At 73.1% G+C, this 15885-nt stretch carries 18 protein-coding genes; 8 read left to right on the top strand and 10 right to left on the bottom strand.

The annotated features are described in order from the left end of the window. Positions 1 to 26 precede the first annotated feature (26 nt). The 3 genes from V6V47_RS03825 to V6V47_RS03815 are packed head-to-tail and all read left to right on the top strand — an operon-like array spanning position 27 to position 4466. Positions 27 to 2732 (top strand): FtsX-like permease family protein, encoded by a 2706-nt coding sequence (locus V6V47_RS03825; protein ID WP_334626550.1) that lies wholly within the window; start codon positions 27 to 29, stop codon positions 2730 to 2732. A gap of 1 nt (position 2733) precedes the next feature. After that, a complete protein-coding gene (locus V6V47_RS03820) occupies positions 2734 to 3729 on the top strand; it encodes an ATP-binding cassette domain-containing protein (RefSeq protein ID WP_334626549.1) in 996 nt (331 codons plus the stop codon). A 44-nt stretch (positions 3730 to 3773) separates the two neighbouring features. Further along, positions 3774 to 4466 (top strand): ABC transporter ATP-binding protein, encoded by a 693-nt coding sequence (locus V6V47_RS03815; RefSeq protein WP_442934181.1) that lies wholly within the window; start codon positions 3774 to 3776, stop codon positions 4464 to 4466. Between the two features lie 92 nt (positions 4467 to 4558). On the opposite strand, the gene V6V47_RS03810 is transcribed toward V6V47_RS03815, so the two are convergent. After that, on the bottom strand, positions 4559 to 5011 hold the full coding sequence (locus V6V47_RS03810) for a GNAT family N-acetyltransferase (RefSeq protein WP_334626548.1): 453 nt from the start codon (positions 5009 to 5011) through the stop codon (positions 4559 to 4561). A gap of 53 nt (positions 5012 to 5064) precedes the next feature. On the opposite strand from V6V47_RS03810, the gene V6V47_RS03805 reads away from it, so the two are divergent. Continuing rightward, positions 5065 to 5577, top strand: coding sequence for a potassium channel family protein (locus tag V6V47_RS03805; RefSeq protein ID WP_334626547.1), 513 nt, complete (start codon positions 5065 to 5067; stop codon positions 5575 to 5577). On the opposite strand, the gene V6V47_RS03800 is transcribed toward V6V47_RS03805, so the two are convergent. Together V6V47_RS03800 and V6V47_RS03795 are read right to left on the bottom strand one after the other, a co-directional pair. Next, positions 5504 to 7075 carry an alpha/beta hydrolase gene (locus V6V47_RS03800; RefSeq protein WP_334626627.1) on the bottom strand — a complete coding sequence of 524 codons (1572 nt, stop codon included), beginning with the start codon at positions 7073 to 7075 and terminating at the stop codon, positions 5504 to 5506. The genes V6V47_RS03805 and V6V47_RS03800 overlap by 74 nt on opposite strands. Positions 7076 to 7133: 58 nt before the next feature. Further along, positions 7134 to 8249: an ATP-dependent DNA ligase gene (locus tag V6V47_RS03795; protein ID WP_334626546.1), complete on the bottom strand. Its 1116-nt coding sequence runs from the start codon at positions 8247 to 8249 to the stop codon at positions 7134 to 7136. Positions 8250 to 8384: 135 nt separating this feature from the next. On the opposite strand from V6V47_RS03795, the gene V6V47_RS03790 reads away from it, so the two are divergent. Beyond that, positions 8385 to 8597 (top strand): hypothetical protein, encoded by a 213-nt coding sequence (locus tag V6V47_RS03790; RefSeq protein ID WP_334626545.1) that lies wholly within the window; start codon positions 8385 to 8387, stop codon positions 8595 to 8597. A gap of 132 nt (positions 8598 to 8729) precedes the next feature. Then, positions 8730 to 9152 (top strand): SRPBCC family protein, encoded by a 423-nt coding sequence (locus V6V47_RS03785; protein WP_334626544.1) that lies wholly within the window; start codon positions 8730 to 8732, stop codon positions 9150 to 9152. Here the strand turns inward: V6V47_RS03785 and V6V47_RS03780 are convergent. Continuing rightward, positions 9127 to 9621 (bottom strand): GNAT family N-acetyltransferase, encoded by a 495-nt coding sequence (locus tag V6V47_RS03780; RefSeq protein ID WP_334626543.1) that lies wholly within the window; start codon positions 9619 to 9621, stop codon positions 9127 to 9129. The two genes, V6V47_RS03785 and V6V47_RS03780, sit on opposite strands and share 26 nt — an antisense overlap. Positions 9622 to 9691: 70 nt before the next feature. Here V6V47_RS03780 and V6V47_RS03775 point away from each other — a divergent pair, with 70 nt between their 5' ends. Continuing rightward, positions 9692 to 10222 carry a DUF1990 family protein gene (locus V6V47_RS03775; protein ID WP_334626542.1) on the top strand — a complete coding sequence of 177 codons (531 nt, stop codon included), beginning with the start codon at positions 9692 to 9694 and terminating at the stop codon, positions 10220 to 10222. A gap of 87 nt (positions 10223 to 10309) precedes the next feature. After that, positions 10310 to 10468: a hypothetical protein gene (locus tag V6V47_RS03770; RefSeq protein ID WP_334626541.1), complete on the top strand. Its 159-nt coding sequence runs from the start codon at positions 10310 to 10312 to the stop codon at positions 10466 to 10468. An 18-nt stretch (positions 10469 to 10486) separates the two neighbouring features. Here V6V47_RS03770 and V6V47_RS03765 read toward each other — a convergent pair whose 3' ends face one another. The 6 genes from V6V47_RS03765 to V6V47_RS03740 form a co-directional block, all read right to left on the bottom strand. Next, positions 10487 to 11407 (bottom strand): DNA-3-methyladenine glycosylase family protein, encoded by a 921-nt coding sequence (locus V6V47_RS03765; RefSeq protein WP_334626540.1) that lies wholly within the window; start codon positions 11405 to 11407, stop codon positions 10487 to 10489. 120 nt (positions 11408 to 11527) lie between these two features. Continuing rightward, positions 11528 to 12169: a hypothetical protein gene (locus V6V47_RS03760; RefSeq protein WP_334626539.1), complete on the bottom strand. Its 642-nt coding sequence runs from the start codon at positions 12167 to 12169 to the stop codon at positions 11528 to 11530. A gap of 204 nt (positions 12170 to 12373) precedes the next feature. Continuing rightward, entirely contained in the window at positions 12374 to 13156 is a 783-nt protein-coding gene (locus V6V47_RS03755; RefSeq protein ID WP_334626538.1) for an anti-sigma factor family protein, read from the bottom strand. Beyond that, positions 13153 to 13845 (bottom strand): sigma-70 family RNA polymerase sigma factor, encoded by a 693-nt coding sequence (locus V6V47_RS03750; protein ID WP_334626537.1) that lies wholly within the window; start codon positions 13843 to 13845, stop codon positions 13153 to 13155. Before V6V47_RS03750 ends, V6V47_RS03755 begins: the two co-directional genes overlap by 4 nt. 159 nt (positions 13846 to 14004) lie before the next feature. Further along, the gene (locus V6V47_RS03745; protein WP_334626536.1) at positions 14005 to 14862 is read right to left on the bottom strand and encodes a spermidine synthase; all 858 of its coding nucleotides are present in this window, start codon (positions 14860 to 14862) and stop codon (positions 14005 to 14007) included. Between the two features lie 18 nt (positions 14863 to 14880). Beyond that, positions 14881 to 15843 (bottom strand): hypothetical protein, encoded by a 963-nt coding sequence (locus V6V47_RS03740; RefSeq protein ID WP_334626535.1) that lies wholly within the window; start codon positions 15841 to 15843, stop codon positions 14881 to 14883. Between the last annotated feature and the right edge of the window lie 42 nt (positions 15844 to 15885).

Below are 15885 nucleotides of genomic sequence, written 5' to 3'. Positions count from 1 at the left end.
GACGGGGCGCGACAGGGGAGTACCCGATGAGCATCGGAGCGGCCGTCCGGCGGGTCCGGACGTACGGCGGGCAGTTTCTGCTCCTGGCGGTGCTGACGCTGGTGGCGACGCTGCTGGTCAGTGGTGTGCCCCGGTTGGTCAACCGGCTCGCCGAGGAGGGCCTGCGGGGGCAGTTGGCCAATGAGGCGCCCGCCCGGCGGGACCTGTCGTACTCCACCGGGCCGACCGTCACCTCCTCCGGGCCGGTCATGCCCGACGCTCGTCAGCAGTTCGACGCCCTGGCCGAGAAGATGCCGCCGCAGGTGCGCGCGGCGGTGCACGAGCGCTGGTTCAGCGTGGACGCCCTGCCGACCCGGGTGGTCGGCCCCGACCTGAAGGCCCGCAACCTGCTGGTCGACCTGGGTCTGCGTGCCCTGCCCGGCGTCCAGGATGTCAGTACCCTCGTCGAGGGCGCCTGGCCGAACGAGACGTACGTCCCGGGCCGGCCGATCGAGGTGGCGATCGACGCCGACGTGGCCCGTAAGGTCAACCTGCGGGCCGGCAGCAGACTGCGCCTCGGCAGTCCCGACGAGAAGGGCGTCCTGACGAAGGAGAGCCCGGTGCTGGTGTCCGGGCTGTTCCGGCCCGTCGACCGCACCGGCGGCATCTGGGACGGGCTGCCCTCGCTGCTGTCGGTCCAGGAACCGGTCGGGGACGGAAAGCCGTTCATCATCCAGGGCGTCGCCGCCCAGGTGACCCTCGACAAGCGGGCCGAGGCGGGCTGGCTGGTGCGCTCCGACTGGCGTTACCGGCTCGGCGCCGACCGCATCGACGCGCGCCACCTCGATGAGCTGATCGACGGCCTGCAACAGATGCAGCGCGTCACGACGCCCAACCTCACATTGACCCTGGGCGTCGACGTGGCACTGCGCGCCTTCGCCGCCCAGGTGAACGCCGCCCGGACCCTGCTGGCGGTGATCTCGGCCGGCGTCCTGGCCACCCTGGCCGGGCTCGTCGTGCTCGCGGCCATCCTCGCCGCCCGGCGGCGTCGGTCGGAGTTCACGCTGCTGCGCGCCCGTGGTGGCGCGGTCACCGCCGGTGCCCAGCGCAGCCTCGCCGAATCGTTGCTGGTGGTGCCGGTCGCCGCCGTACTGGGCTGGTGGCTGGGCACGCTCTTCCCCGGCGCGCCGGATCCGACCGCGCCGTACGCCATCGTGGTGACCGTGCTGGTCACCCTGGCGCTGCCGCTGGCCACGCTGGCCGCGCCGGTCGGCGGGGCATCCCGCCGCGACCTGGTCCGGGTACGCCCCTCGGCTCGCCGGCTCACCGTCGAGGTCTCCCTGCTGCTGCTCGCCGGGCTCGCGGCGGTGCTGCTGCGGCGGCGTGGCCTCACCCTCGGCGAGGTGGACCCGCTCCTGGTGTCGGTGCCGGTGCTGTTCGCGGTCGCGGCGGCGGTGCTCGCGCTGCGCGCGTACCCCTGGCCGTTGCTCCTGGTCAGCCGGTTCGCCGCGCGGACCCGGGGGAGCGTGGCCTTCCTCGGCACCGCGCGGGCCGGTCGGTCCGCCGTCGCCGCGCCACTGGTGGTCGTGGTGCTGGCGATCGGCACCGCGGCATTCTGCGCGGTGGTCGCCGCCGGCGTCGAGGCGAGCCGGGACCGGGCCGCCGAGCAGGCGGTACCGGCCGACGCGCTGATCCAGGGCGAACGCTTCGCGCCGGACACGGTCGAGGCACTGATGGGTCTGCCCGGCGTCCGGGTTGCCACCCGGGTGCTGCAGGAGACCGACCAGCGGCTGGCCACCGACGAGGTCGGCACCGACGCGCGAGCCGGCCAGACGGCGGTGCTGCTGGTCGACGGCCCTGAACTGGCTGCGGTGACCCGCGCGGCCCACGTGGACCTGGCGGTGCCGTCCGCGCTGCGCACCGCCACGGCCGGGTCGGGGCCGCTGCCCGCGGTCGTGTCCCCGGCGGTCGCCGCCGATCTGGCCCGCGTCGGCCTGAGCGACTCGGCCTTCATCGGCGTGCAGGGCCAGCGGTACGAGTTCCGGGTGGCCGACACGGCGGCGAGCTTCCCGCTGCTGCCGGGGGACACCAGCCGGTTCGTCATCCTGCCCTGGCAGGCGCTGCCCGAGCGGACCACCACACCCGTCGCGACCAGCCTGCTGGTCGCCGGCGACCGGTTGGACGCGGAGGCGTTGCGCCAGGCCGGTGACCAGGGACAACTGCGTTACCAACAAACCGGTTCGGTCACCGGCCGGGAACGACCGATCGGGGTGGCGGTCGACACCCGCGCGGACGTCCGACGTGACCTGGGCGACGGCGGCGCGAACGGGATCCTGGCCTTCGGGTTCGTCGCCGGAGCCGTCGGCGGCACCGTGCTCGGGCTGCTGGCCATCGCGTTCACCGTGCTGGCCGGCGCGCGGGCACGTGGGCAGGTGCTGTCCCGCCTGCGCACCCTCGGCCTGTCCCGCCGGCAGTGGCGAGGGCTGCTGCTGGTCGAGCTGGCGCCGCTCGTCGGGGTGTCGGTGTTGACCGGCGCGCTGGTCGGGGCGGTGCTGCCCCTACTGCTCAACCCGGTGCTCGGCCTGTCCGCGTTCACCAGCGGCGTCCCGGTCCGGGTGGCCTTCGAGCCCGGTCTGGTCGTCGCGGTGCTCGCGCTCGGGGCGGTCGCCCTCGGCTTCGCGGTCGTCGTCGAGGCCCTGAACAACCGCCGGCTGCGCCTCGGTGAGGTGCTCCGGCTCGGAGAGGAGAGCTGAGATGACCGCTACTGCGGAGACTCCCGTGGTGCCCGACCTGGCCGCCCTGCAACAGCGGGCAGCGCAACGCGCCGCCGAGCGGGCCGGCGGTCAGGACCGGCTGCGCGGGCACATCGTCTGCGACGGCCTGGTGCGCATCTTCAAGACCGAGGGGGTGGAGGTGGTCGCCCTACAGGGGCTCGACCTGGTCATCGACCGGGGTGAGCTGGTCGCGATCGTGGGCGCCTCCGGCTCGGGCAAGTCGACGCTGCTCAACATCCTGTCCGGGCTGGACACACCGACCGCCGGCATCGCCCGGGTGGCCGACTACGATTTGCTGTCGCTGTCCGCGCGGCGGCGCTTGAGCTACCGCCGGGAGCTGGTCGGGTTCGTCTGGCAGCAGACCGGCCGCAACCTGCTGCCGTACCTGACGGCGTTGGAGAACGTCGAACTGCCGATGCAGCTCGCCGGCAAGCGCTCCGGCCGGGCTCGCCGGGAGCGGGCCCGGGAACTGCTCGACATGGTCGGCGTGGGTTACTGCGCGGACCGGCGACCGGGGCAGCTCAGCGGCGGCGAGCAGCAACGGTGCGCGGTGGCCGTCGCCGTGGCCAACGACCCGGAGGTGCTCTTCGCCGACGAGCCCACCGGCGAACTGGACGAGGCCACCGGCGCGGAGGTCTTCGGGGCGCTGCGCACCATCAACGCCGAACTCGGCGTGACCATCGTGGTGGTCACCCACGACCACGCCGTGGCCACGCAGGTCCGCCGGACCGTCGCGATCCGCGACGGCCGGACCTCCTCCGAGGTACGCCGGACGTCCCGGGTCGGCGCGGACGGCAGCACGGAGCTGGTCAGCGAGGAGTACGCCGTGCTCGACCGCAGTGGGCGGATGCAACTGCCGGCCGCGTTCGTCGACGCGTTGTCGCTGCGGGACCGGGTGCGGCTCGATCTTGAGCCGGACCATGTGCAGGTACGGCCCGGTGAGCGGGCCTCGGACGGGCAGGAGACGCGGGCGTGAACCGGGATGTGGTGGTGACCGAGGCAGCGCGGTCCGGCGGTGGGCTGGCCGGGACAGCGGCCGGCGAGGTGGTTCGGGTCAGCGGCGTGAGCCGGACCTTCGGGCGGGGCGAGCACGCCGTGCACGCGGTGCAGGACGTTTCGTTCAGCGCCAACCGTGGCCAGTTGGTCGCGATCCGGGGCCGCTCGGGTGCCGGCAAGACCACCCTGCTGAACCTCATCGGCGGGCTGGACCGGCCGGACAGCGGCCAGGTGGTGGTGGCGGGGCAGGAGGTGACCGCCGCCGGTGAGGCGGAGCTGTTGCGGCTGCGCCGGGGCACGGTCGGCTTCGTGTTCCAGACCTTCGGCCTGGTGCCGATCCTCTCTGCCGCCGAGAACGTGGGTGTGCCGCTCCGGCTGGCCCGCGTGCCGGCCGCCGAACGGGAGCAGCGGGTTTCGGTGCTGCTGGAGTTGGTCGGCCTGGGCGGGCACGCCGGGCAGCGCCCGTACGAGCTCTCCGGTGGGCAGCAGCAGCGGGTCGCGGTGGCCCGTGCGCTGGCCAACGAGCCGGACCTGCTCATCGCCGACGAGCCCACCGGCCAGCTCGACTCGGAGACCGGTCGGTCCATCATGGACCTGCTGCGCGCGGTGGTGCACGCCCGTGGGATGACGGCCCTGGTGGCCACGCACGACACCGCACTGATCGACCTCGCCGACCGGGTGCTCACCCTGCGCGACGGCCGCCTCGTCGACGGCTGAGCGCCAGCGCCCCGGTCGTCCGGTCAGTGTCGTTTCTGGCTTGGCCGGCCGGGGCGGATCTCCGCTGCCCCCTGGCCGGGGGCGAAGACGGGTCAGAGGGCGAGCTTCATGCCCTCGTGGCTGGCCACGAAGCCGAGGCCCAGGTAGAAGCGGTGCGCGTCCAGGCGGGTCTTGTCGGTGGTGAGCTGCACCAGCGCGCAGCCGCGCTGTCGCGCCTGCTCCACGGCCCAGGTCATCAGCTCCCGGCCCAGACCCTGGGCGCGCCGGTCGGAGCGGACCCGGACCGCCTCGACGAGGCACCGCTCGGCGCCGTGCCGGCCGAGCCCCGGGATGTAGGTGATCTGGAGGCAACCGACCAGTTCGCCGCCCTGCTCGGCGACGATCAACTGGTTGCGGGGGTCCGCGCTGATGTCCGCGAAGGCCTTCTCGTACGCCTCGTCGACCGCCGTGAAATCGCGGGCCTTGCCCAGGACGTCGTCGGCGAGCAGGGCGATGACGGCGGGTAGGTCGGCGCGGACCGCCTCCCGGAAGATCACCTTGGTCATGCCGGTGAGCCTGACACAGCGGCATTTGCCGGCAGCAGGCAGCATCGGAGGGCATGGAGCCCCTGCTGCGGCCGTTCCGGTGGATCTACCGGGCGCTGGTGTGGTTCGCGAACTCGCCCCGCACCCTGATCACCTCGTACCTGCTGATGATCGTCGTGGCCGGGGTGATCTACGGGCAGGTCGAGGCGCGTAGCCCCGCCGACGCCGTCTGGTGGGCGGTGGTGACCGCGTCCACCGTCGGGTACGGAGACATCTCACCAACCACCTGGGCGGGACGCACACTCGCCGCGCTGCTCATCTCGACCATGGTGCTGCTGGTCATCCCGCTGATCACCGCGCACTTCGCGAGCCGGCTCATCGTCGACGACGACGCGTTCGAGCACGAGGAGCAGGAGCAGCTCAAGGCCGACGTACGGCGGATGCGGGCGCTGCTCGAGGAGTTGGCCGCGCGGCAGGGCATCGCTCTGCCACCGCTGCCGCCAGCCCGACCGGTCAACGGGCCGGGCAGCGCAAACCCTCCCGGGGAACGGTCAGGTCGAGCAGGTAGGCGTCGACCGCGGCGGTGATGCAGGGAGTCTGCGGGTAGGCGGTGTGCCCCTCGCCCTCCCACGTGAGCACCCGGCCGACGCCCAGCATCGAGGCGAGCCGGCCGGTCTGCTCGTACGGCGTCGCCGGATCGCCGGTCGTGCCGACCACCACGATCGGTGGCGCGCCGTTCGCCCGGCCGGTCGGGTACGGGTCCCGCTGGCCCGGCCACTCGACGCAGCTCAGCATGCCGACCGCGAGCGCCGGCCCGAACAGCGGGTATTTCGTGCGCCACTGCGACTGCAGCTGGCGGATCTGCTCCCGGCTCGGCTTCTCCGTCTCGTCGGCGCAGTTGATGGCGAGGTTGGCGTCGAACAGGTTCGAGTAGTGCCCGTCAGCCTCCCGGCCGGCGTACGAGTCGGCGAGCCGGAACACGTCCTTCGGGTCGCCTTCGGCCAGCCGGTCGATCGCCTGGGCCAGCTCCTGCCAGCCGGCCTCGGTGTAGAGGGAGGAGATGACCGCGTAGAAGACCCAGCCGGCGTCGGCCTCCCGCCCATCGGCTCCGCGAACCGGGGAGACCTTGGCCTTGTCGATGGCCGAGGTGACCGCCGCGCGGGCGTCCGGGGCGATCGGGCAGCGGGCCGCGTTGGCGGTGCACCAGCGGGTGAAGTTGTCGAAGGCTCGTTCGAAGCCCCGGGCCTGGCTCTCCGAACCGGCCACCAACCGCTGCTGCGGGTCGACCGCGCCGTCGAGCACCAGCGCCCGCACCCGCTGCGGGTAGAGCTGGGCGTACGTGGCGCCGAGCAGGGTGCCGTAGGAGTAGCCCAGGTAGGTGAGCTTGTCGTCGCCGACGGCGGCACGGACCGCGTCCATGTCCCGGGCGGCCTGCTCGGTGCCGTAGAGCGGCAACTGGTCGCCGTACCGGTCGCCGCAGCCACGCCCGATCCGCTGGCTCAGCCCCACGAAGCCGTCGAACGCCGACTGGCTCGACGGATCCGGGTCGTAGCCGAAGCTGGCGTCCAGGTCGGTGTCGGAGATGCACTTGACCGGACTGGACCGTTCCACCCCGCGCGGGTCGAAGCCGACGATGTCGAAGCGGTCGGTGATCGCGCTGGGCAGCCCGCCGAACTGGGGACCGAAGGAGAGGTAGACGGCGGTGTCGACGCCGGAACCACCGGGCCCGCCCGGGTTGACCACCAGCGAGCCGATCCGGGCCTGCTGCTTGGTGGAGCGGGCCCGCAGCAGCGCGATTTCGAAGGTCTGACCCGCGCCGGGACCGGCGGTCGCCCCGCTGCCACTGCCCCAGTCGCGCGGCACCGCGATCCGGGCGCACTCGTAGCGCATGTTCGGTGCGCTCCGCCCGACCAACTCGTCGGCCACCTCCGGGCACGCGCGCCAGGTCGCCGAGCTGCCGGCGGGTGCCGCGGCACCCTCCACCTCGGTGCGTGGCGCGAACGCCGGCAGGGTGCAGCCGGCGGTGAGCAGCGCTGCGACAACGAAGCCGGCGAGAGTGCGACGGACCCGGCGACTGGTCGCGATCCGAGGCTGGTCGGCGGTGCGGGTCACGTGGTCCTCCGGAGTCGAGTCGACGGCCAGGCTACGCCGGGCCGGTGGCGGCCCGGTCCACGGTGGCTGTCGGGTCGCCGCGCAGCACCTGGTCGACGTCGAAGCGCACCGGACGGTCGAGCTGGTCGTAGCGGCAGGAGCGGGGATCGCGGTCCGGACGCCACCGGACGAACTGGGCCGTGTGCCGGAACCGCTCGCCCTCCATCGCGTCGTAGCCGACCTCGACCACCAGCTCCGGGCGCAGCGGCTCCCATTCCAGGTTCTTTGTGCCGGTCCACCGGCTCACGCCGCCCGGGATGCGCTGGCCGCGCTCGTGGTCGCCGTGCACCCACGGGTGCTCGCCGCCGGTGTCCCGGTAGGGCGCCAACTCGTCGAGCAGCTCGGCCCGGCGGGCCATGCTGAACGACGCGCTCACGCCCACGTGGTGCAGCAGCCCCGCGTCGTCGTAGAGGCCGAGCAGCAGCGAGCCGACCACCGGGCCGGACTTGTGCCAGCGGAAGCCGGCCACCACCGCGTCCGCGGTGCGGGCGTGCTTGACCTTGAACATCAACCGCTTGCCCGGCTCGTACGGAAGGTCGGCCGGTTTGACGATCAGCCCGTCCAGACCGGCGCCCTCGAAGACCTCGAACCAGCGGCGCGCGGTCTCCGGGTCGGTGGTGACCTGGGTGACGTGCACCGGCGGGTGCACGCCGGTCAGCGCCTCGACCAACCGCTCACGCCGCTGCGGGTAGGGCTGGTCGAGCAGCGCCTCATCGCCGATGGCCAGCAGGTCGAACGCGACGAAGTCGGCCGGGGTGGTCTCGGCCAGCAGCTTCACCCGGGACGCGGCCGGGTGGATGCGCTGGGCCAGCAGCTCGAAATCCAGCCGGGGCTGCCCGGCCGGGCCGTCGCGCCGGATCACGATCAGCTCGCCGTCGACGGCGCACCGCTCGGGCAGCTGCCGGCGGGCCTGCTCGACGACCTCGGGGAAGTAGCGGGTCATCGATTTGCCGCCCCGGCTGGCCAGCTCGACCTCGTCGCCGTCGCGGAACACGATGCACCGGAACCCGTCCCATTTGGGCTCGTAGGTCACCCCGGGGGTGGTGGGCAGCTTGGGCACGCTCTTGGCCAGCATCGGCTCGACCGGCGGGTTGATCGGCAGGTCCACGGCGACCAGTCAATCAGACCCCACCGACAGGCGTGAGGCAGATCACCGTCGGCGCGGGGGCGGCGTGTCCGTCGGCGCGCCGCTCGTCCCGACCGGGCGAATCGAATATCCGCAGGTCAGAGCTAATTTCACGAGGTGTCCGAGTGGGTCTGTGACTGCTGCGGGCGGTGGCGGGTCAGTGTCGAGCTGATCCGGGGCCGCTACCGGTACCGGCTGGTCCGCCGCTATCCCGAGCGGTTCGGCGGCGGCAAGAACGTGCTCGGCGAGGTCGAGTCGGTGTCCGAGTTGGCCGACCTGCTGCTGCGGCGTACCCCGCTGAGCCTGGCCGACCTGCGCGAAGCCGCCTGATCCCGCGCGGTCGGCGGACCCGCGGCTCGATCGATGATCGACCGCTCGGTCGATGCCGGCGGCCTGATCCACCGGGCAGCCTCGTCCGCATGGCGTGGCGACGCCGGGCGGCGCCGCCGGGAAGGGGACGCGATGCGGTTCGAAGCCGATACGGAGATCGACGCCGACGCTCAGCGGGTCTGGGCGGTGCTCGTCGACGTGCAGCGGTGGCCGGATTGGACGGCCTCGGTGGTCCGGGCTGAGCGGGGGGAGCCGGGCCCACTGACGGTCGGCGCGACGGCGCGGCTGACCCAGCCGAAGCTGCGGCCGGCCCTGTGGCGGGTCACCGAGCTGACCGAGGGCCGGGAGTTCACCTGGGTCTCCGACACCCCCGGTGTGCGGACCCGGGGCGAGCATCGGCTGCTGCCGCTGCCCGACGGGCGCACCCGGGTCGAGCTGGCCATCGCCCAGTCCGGGCCGCTGGCCGGCCTGATCGGCTGGCTCTACGGCGACCTGCTCCGGCGCTACCTGCGTCTGGAGGCCGACGGGCTCAAGCGTCGGAGCGAGCGGGGCTGACCGCCGACTTCTCCAGCACCGCCAACCGGATGCCGTTCGGGTCCGGCTGGTGCGCCACGATCCGGTAGCCGTGCCGCTGGTACAGCCGCAGGTTGCGCGCGCTGTCCGCGCCGGTGAACAGGGTGAACAGGGTTGCCCGGCCGGCGCAGGCCACCTCGATAGCGCTGAGCAGCCGCGCGCCGACCCCCCGACCCTGCTGGTCCGGGGCCACCGAGAGTCGCCCGACGTGCGCGGTGTCCCCGGCCAGGTGGGCCCGCACCGAGCCGACCAGTCGGGAGCCCACCCGGGCCGCGAGGACGATGCCCGGGCCGGTCAACGCCGTCTGGACCTCGTCCAGGGTCTCGGTCAACGGCGGCAGGAACGGGTCGTTGTAGTGCTGCGCCTCGGTCAGGTACGCGGCCCGCTGCACGGTGAGGATCTCGCCGGCGTCCGCGACACCGGCCGGGAGGATGCTCGGCTCGACGCTCATCGGGGCAGCACACCATGGCCGCCGATGTCGTCGGCGGGCGGCCCCGCCCGCGCCGGCCGTACGCTGGCCCGTGTCCAGCCTGGCACGAGGGGGAGTGGTGGCGGAGCTGACGTACCCGGAGGTGGGGCGGACCCGGCACGGGCCGCTGCCCGGCGGCTACCACCACCTGCGCCACCGGTCTGCGTTGCCGGCGGGCTGCTTCGACGCCGCGGCCGAGGCGGTGCTGAGCTGGCGGCTGCACCGCGCCGCCGGGGTCCGGATGCGTACCGCCGCCGCACGCGCCACCGAGGGGGTGCGGGTCAGTGCTGGTCTGGGCCTCGGCCCGGCCCGCATCTGGGGGCCGTGTCAGGTGATCTGGAGCGAGGAGTCGCCCACCCTCGCGGGCTTCGGCTACGGCACGCTGCCCGGGCATCCGGAGCGGGGCGAGGAGGCGTTCGTGGTCGGCCGCGAGGACGACGGCACGGCCTGGTTCGAGGTACGCGCGTTCAGCCTCCCGGACCGCTGGTTCGCCCGTGCCGGCGGCCCGGCTGTCCGGGCGGTGCAGCACACGTACGCATGGTGGCTCGGTCGTACCCTGCGCCGGCTCTGCGCGAGCCGCTGACGCAGGGTTGCGCACCGGCTGCGCTGCGGTGGTGTGCGGATCGGGCAGGCGGGGTAGGAGGAGGCCAGCGTCCACTAAGGAGGATCAGTGCGAGAGCTGTTGGCATCGGACCTGTCCCTCGCGGCGACGGACCTGCTCGCGGACAAGAAGTCGCCAGTCTCCGGGACCTGGACGGCGGTACTCGGCGTCCTCTTCGTCCTCGCGGTGATCTTCCTCGTCGTCGTGACGATCAAGCGGCGGCGCTGAGACGGGCGGCCGTGCGGGTCAGTACCCGGCGAACGAGCGGATCGGGGCACGGGGGCCGTACTTCGGGGCCCGGATGCCGCCGGCCTCCAGCAGCAGGCAGACCCGACCGCGGTGGCCCCGGAACGGCTCCAGCAGGGCCAGCATCCGGGCGTCGTCGCCCCTCGGCTCGCCGGCGAGCGCCCAGGCCACCGTGTTCGGGATGTGGTAATCGCCGACGCTGACCGCGTCCGGGTCCCCGTAGGCGATTCGTACCACTTCGGCGGCGGTCCACGGGCCGATGCCGGCGACGGCGGTCAGTCGACGGGTTGCCTCGGTGGCGTCGACGCAGCGTTCCAGCCGGTCGGCGAGCGCGGCGGCCCGGCGCAACGTGTCGGCTCGGCGCTGTTCCACGCCGAACGGGTGGAACACCCAGTACGGCGTGGCGGCCACCGCGGCGGCCTCGGGCGGCAGCAGCAGCGGTTGCAGCGGACCGGGCGCCGGTTCGTGGAAGTGCCGCACGGTCGCCGCGTACGCCCGGTACGCCTCCTTGCCGGTGACCTTCTGCTCGAACACGGCGCGCAGCAGTCGGGGAAAGACCTGCCCGGTGGTCGGCATCCGCAGCCCGCGGTGCTCCCGTGCCAGCCGGGCGACCAGCGGGTGTGCCGCGGCCACCTCGGCGAAGCCGGTCAGGTCGTCACGCAGCCCGGCGATCGCGTCGGCGCGGGCCACCACGTGCTCGGCGCCCGGGCCGTAGCCCTCGGCGACCAGCTCGCCGCCGGCCGGCCGCAGGGCGAGCGTGGCCGGCCCGTCGGGGGTACGGGTGGCCCACCAGAAGACACCGGCGGAGATGCGCGCGCACGGGTCGTACGGGCTGAAGGTGAGCCCGCGGACCGACGCGGCCAGCCGGTAGCCGACCGGCGGGTGCAGCACCCGGGTCGCGGCGGGCTCGGTTGCAGTCACCCCGCAACTCTGCCACGACCTGGGCGGGACGCCGGTACCACCGCCGACGTCCCGCGTATGACGGTGGCCGGTCGCGCCCACACCGGCTGCGACCGACCACCGTGCCTCCGTGTCGGGCGCTCAGTACGAGTAGCCGGAGCCGCCGGCGTCGTTCGAGCCGCTGTCCGACGGCGGGGCGACCGCCTTCGGCGTGGAGGTGGGCAGGCAGGTCAGGTTCTTCTTGCCGTCGGGCGCGACCACGAACCAGGTGCCGCCGACGGCCTGACCCTTCCACTGGCCGGGCTTCTTGTCGCCGATGTAGCGGTACACGGGCCAGCCGCCGATGGTGAGCTGCCGGGTGCCGTCCTGCCGGGTCACGCTGCCGACCTTGTCGTCGGAGACGCCGGTGACCTCCGGGTTGCCGTCGGTCAGCGCTGGCGGCCACACCTCGGCGCACTTGTCGACGCAGTTCGACGAGGACGGGTCGGCGGTGTCCTTGTCGAAGCGGTACAGGATCCAGCCCTTTTCGTCGGTGACTACGTTGCCCATCCGGGCGACCTTCTTACCGATCAGCTTCTCGGTCAGGTCGACGTCCGCCGGGGGTGGCGCGTCGGCGACGGGAGCTGCCGACGCCTCGGGTTCAGCCGACGCGGTGGGCTCGGCCGCGGCGACGGCGACCGGCTCGGCCGCGCTCGAGTTCGCCGCGTCGTAACCCGCGGGAGCGCAGGCCGTTAGTGCGACCATCGCGCTCGCGACGATGACGGTCCGCTTCATCTTTGCCACGTGCCCTCCTCATTCTTGGCAGTTCACCCATAGGTACGGCAGAAGGGCTGTCAAGGTTGAAGGAGTAACAGTGGTCAATTTCACGCAAATTCGTTGAACCGAATCGCGCGGAAATCCGTACGGCGGGACACAGGGTTGCCCGGGTCGGAAACGCATCGACGCCGGCCATTGCAATAATGGCCGGCGTCGATATGGTACGTGAGGCTACATGGGCACCGTGACCAGTGGGCTGGCCACGCCGTTGCCGTCCACCGACTCCACCTGGAGCTGCTTGATGTCGCCCACCACGGCCGACGTCGAGGCACTCAACTCCAGACCCTGCGGGCGGGTGTTGGTGCCGTACCCGCCTGGCGGCACCGACCAGGTCGAGATGACCTCGGTGGTGGCGTTGCGGCGCACCACCACCAGCCGGCAGGTGCGCGGGCCGGGCAGCTTCCGCAGACTGAAGTTGATCCGGGTGCCGTAGTCGCGGTTCGCCAGGAACATGGTCGTCTGCACGCCGGTCGTCGGGTCGGTGGCGTCCTTCTGGTCGCCCTCCTCCTCGGTGCCGCCGACGCCCGGGCCGCTCGGCGGGGCGGTCGGCGCGGCCGTCGGCGGCTCGTTCACCGACGCGGTCCGCGTCGGCTCGGCGACCACCCCCGCCGGCCCGTCGCCGGTCACGCTCACGAAGCCGTAGCCGCTCAGGCCGCCGAAGACCACCACCGCGGCAGCCGTCGCCAACAACTGGCGGAACCGGGTACGACGCCGGTCGGTGCGCACCGCGACCAGCGTGCGGTCCAGCAGTGCCGGATCGGTGGCGGTCTGCTCCACCGCCATCATCGTCTCGCCGTCGATGTCGGACAGCAGCCCGACCACCGGCACCATCGTCTCCAACTCGGCCGCGCAGGCCCAGCAGGTGGCGAGATGCTCCTCGAACCGATCGGTGTCCTGCTCGTCGAGCACGCCGAGCGCGTACGCGGCGACGTCCATATGGTCTGGCCGGCTCATTCTGTCACCCCCCGCTCCTGCAGAGCCGTGCGAAGCGCGCGCAGCGCGTAGTAGACCCGCGATTTCGCGGTGCCCAGTGGAAGCCCCAACTCCTCGGCGGCCTCCGGCACCGTCCGCCCCCGGAAATACGTCGCGACCAGGATCTCCCGGTGCGACTGACTCAGCGTACGTAGCGCGTCCGCCACCGTCATGGTGCGCAGCACCCGGTCGGTGCTGTCCGCCTCGGCGAACGCGGTCAGGTCTCGGTCGTACGTCTCCGGCGGCCGGGCCTCCTGGCTGCGGTGCTCGTCGATGGCGATCCGGCGGGCCACGGTGACCAGCCATGGTCGCAACGAACCCTGCCCGTGTACGCCGAGACGGTGTGCGTTGCGCCAGGCCCGCAGCAGCGTCTCCTGGACGATGTCCTCCGCGCGCTGCCGGTCCCCCCCGGTGAGCCGCATGACGAACATCAGCAACGGACCAGCGTGCTCGGCGTAGAGCAGCCGGATCAACTGGTCGGAGTGGCTGGCCTCGGTTGACGTCGCCTGATGGCGCCCGGGCGCCGGTCGAGGCGTCACCGGACCATTCTGGCGAGACGTCGCTCGCACGTCGACCCCCCGAGGAGACGTCGATGGCTTTGACGACGATCGCCGCGACATCCAGTCAGCGGGAACCGCGTCGCCATGCCAACCGGCCGCCACCGCATGCATGCAGACCTCCGGGATGTCCGTGACCAACGCCGACCCACCAGGCGGGCCGCCCGGTGGTACGCAGCGCCGCCCCGAGCGGATCAACGAACCGCGAAAAAAGTTCCGTGGGGCAGTCCGGTCGGCGGGTCTGCCGGTCGGCCGAGTCAGCCGGTCGGCGGGTCAGCGGCGGACGGAGAAGAGCCCCGGCGGCGGCGGGTCGGAGCCGGTGGCGTCGGTGTCCCGCACCACCTGCGCGCCGCTGGCGAAGCGGTCCAACTCGTCGCCGGCCACCACCCGACCCGGGAACCAGTCGCCGGCCGCCCGCCGGCTCAGCTCGGGCACCGGAGGCATGCTACGACCGGCGACCAGCACGAGGTTGCCGTAGCGGCGGCCACGGAGGACGGCCGCGTCCCCGATCAGGCAGGCCTGCGGCAGCACCGATCGGGCTGTGGCGACCTGCCCACGGGCGTGCCGCAGCGGTGGGCCGTCGGCGAGGTTCGCCAGATACCAGCCCGCCGGGGTGAGCACCCGGGCGACCTCGGCCACGTACTCCACCGACGTGAGATGCGCCGGCGTCCGGGCACCGGCGAAGACGTCGGCGAGCACCACGTCGTAGCTGGCGTCCCGGGTGGAGGTCAGCACCGCCCGCGCGTCGCCGACGCGCACCCGCAGGCGAGGGTCCGCCGGCCAGGGCAGTGCCCGCCGGACCAGATCCACCAACGCGCCGTCCACCTCGGACACCCGCTGTGTCGACCCGGGACGGGTCGCCGAGACGTACCGGGGCAGGGTCAGCGCCCCGCCGCCGAGGTGCAGCACCCGCAGCGGCTCGCCCGCCGGCGCGATCAGATCCAGTGCGGCGGCCAGCCGCCGGACGTACTCGAATTCGAGATGGGTGGGATCGGTCAGGTCGACGTGCGACTGCGGCGCGCCGTCCAGCAGCAGCGTCCACGAACCCGCCCGGTCCGGGGACGGCACCAGCTCGGCCTGCCCGGTGTCCACCTGCTCGACCACCCGGTCATTTGCCCGCTTACGCCCCATTGCGACCAGTATCCACGGTCAACGCGCCACGCGGGCCGCAGCGGTCAACGCGCGGTGCAGCAGCCGGGAGTCGCCGAGCAGCGCCCGCAGGCGGCGCTCCAGACCGGCGATCGGGATCAGGTTCTGCGGAGCCCGGGGGTCCTTGTATGGACTTGAGGCGAACCGGGGCAGCGTCGCCAACGACAGGTCGGCCAGCTCGATCGCCGCCTCGACGGGCAGGTCGGCCGAGCACTCCACCCGGACGATGCCGGCCCACGGCGCACCGACCGCAACCGGTAGCCGCAAATACCACGACCAGCCGCCCCAGGCCGTGCCGAGACCGAACACCGGCGAACGCTCGCCCGACGCCAGACCGGTCACCACGGCCGTCAGCCGCGCATCCAGGTATTGGCTGTGCTGGGTCTTGATGTAGCCGAGGGTGCGCGGCAACTGCCGGCGGCTCCGCAACGGGCCGTCCACCACCAGCAGGTCGCCGTCCACCCGGGCGGCGTCGGAGACGGCCACCTCCAGCGCGGTCAGCGGACCCTGCACGGCCGCCGGTAGCTTGGCCAACTCGCCGGTGCCGCCCACCCGGTGCACCGGGTAGCGGATCGCCCCGGCCACCACGTCCTGCGCCGACGGGCTCGCGGTGAACAGGCCCCGCCCGACCCGGGTGCCGGCCAACTGCGCCGCACCCCGGCCCAGGTCGCAACGGACCACACCGGCCGCGTAGGAGGCGGCCAGCCCGGGGAGTGAGCCACCATCGGCCTCGGCCGTCCAGATGCTCGCGTCGATGCGACGGACCCCGTCGACCAGCAGCACCACATCGGGTGCCCGCACCCCCGGCCGGACCCCGATCGCCCGCCAGTCCACGGCCGGCAGCTCCACGTCCGCGTTGACCTGCGCGCTGCTCGGCGTGGCCGGCCCGGAGGCGGACGCCTCGAACGACGCCCCGTACGCCGGATCCCACGTGTCCACGAAGAACGGCTGCGCTGCGCTCACCGGGCTGGCCTTCCGTTCGCGACTGCGGGGCTCCGCTGCGCT

The sequence above is a fragment of the Micromonospora sp. CPCC 205539 genome (genome assembly GCF_036906815.1).
GTDB lineage: Bacteria > Actinomycetota > Actinomycetes > Mycobacteriales > Micromonosporaceae > Micromonospora.
Note: the sequence above shows the minus strand (reverse complement) of the source record. Positions and strands in the feature narration are given on the sequence as shown.

Excerpts from the sequence above, each read along its gene's own strand:
- V6V47_RS03755 (WP_334626538.1), bottom strand. The coding sequence starts at position 13,156 with ATGAGCCGGCCAGACCATATGGACGTCGCCGCGTACGCGCTCGGCGTG.
- V6V47_RS03825 (WP_334626550.1), top strand. The coding sequence starts at position 27 with ATGAGCATCGGAGCGGCCGTCCGGCGGGTCCGGACGTACGGCGGGCAG.
- V6V47_RS03805 (WP_334626547.1), top strand. The coding sequence starts at position 5,065 with ATGGAGCCCCTGCTGCGGCCGTTCCGGTGGATCTACCGGGCGCTGGTG.
- V6V47_RS03750 (WP_334626537.1), bottom strand. The coding sequence starts at position 13,845 with ATGCATGCGGTGGCGGCCGGTTGGCATGGCGACGCGGTTCCCGCTGAC.
- V6V47_RS03820 (WP_334626549.1), top strand. The coding sequence starts at position 2,734 with ATGACCGCTACTGCGGAGACTCCCGTGGTGCCCGACCTGGCCGCCCTG.
- V6V47_RS03785 (WP_334626544.1), top strand. The coding sequence starts at position 8,730 with ATGCGGTTCGAAGCCGATACGGAGATCGACGCCGACGCTCAGCGGGTC.
- V6V47_RS03780 (WP_334626543.1), bottom strand. The coding sequence starts at position 9,621 with ATGAGCGTCGAGCCGAGCATCCTCCCGGCCGGTGTCGCGGACGCCGGC.
- V6V47_RS03745 (WP_334626536.1), bottom strand. The coding sequence starts at position 14,862 with ATGGGGCGTAAGCGGGCAAATGACCGGGTGGTCGAGCAGGTGGACACC.
- V6V47_RS03810 (WP_334626548.1), bottom strand. The coding sequence starts at position 5,011 with ATGACCAAGGTGATCTTCCGGGAGGCGGTCCGCGCCGACCTACCCGCC.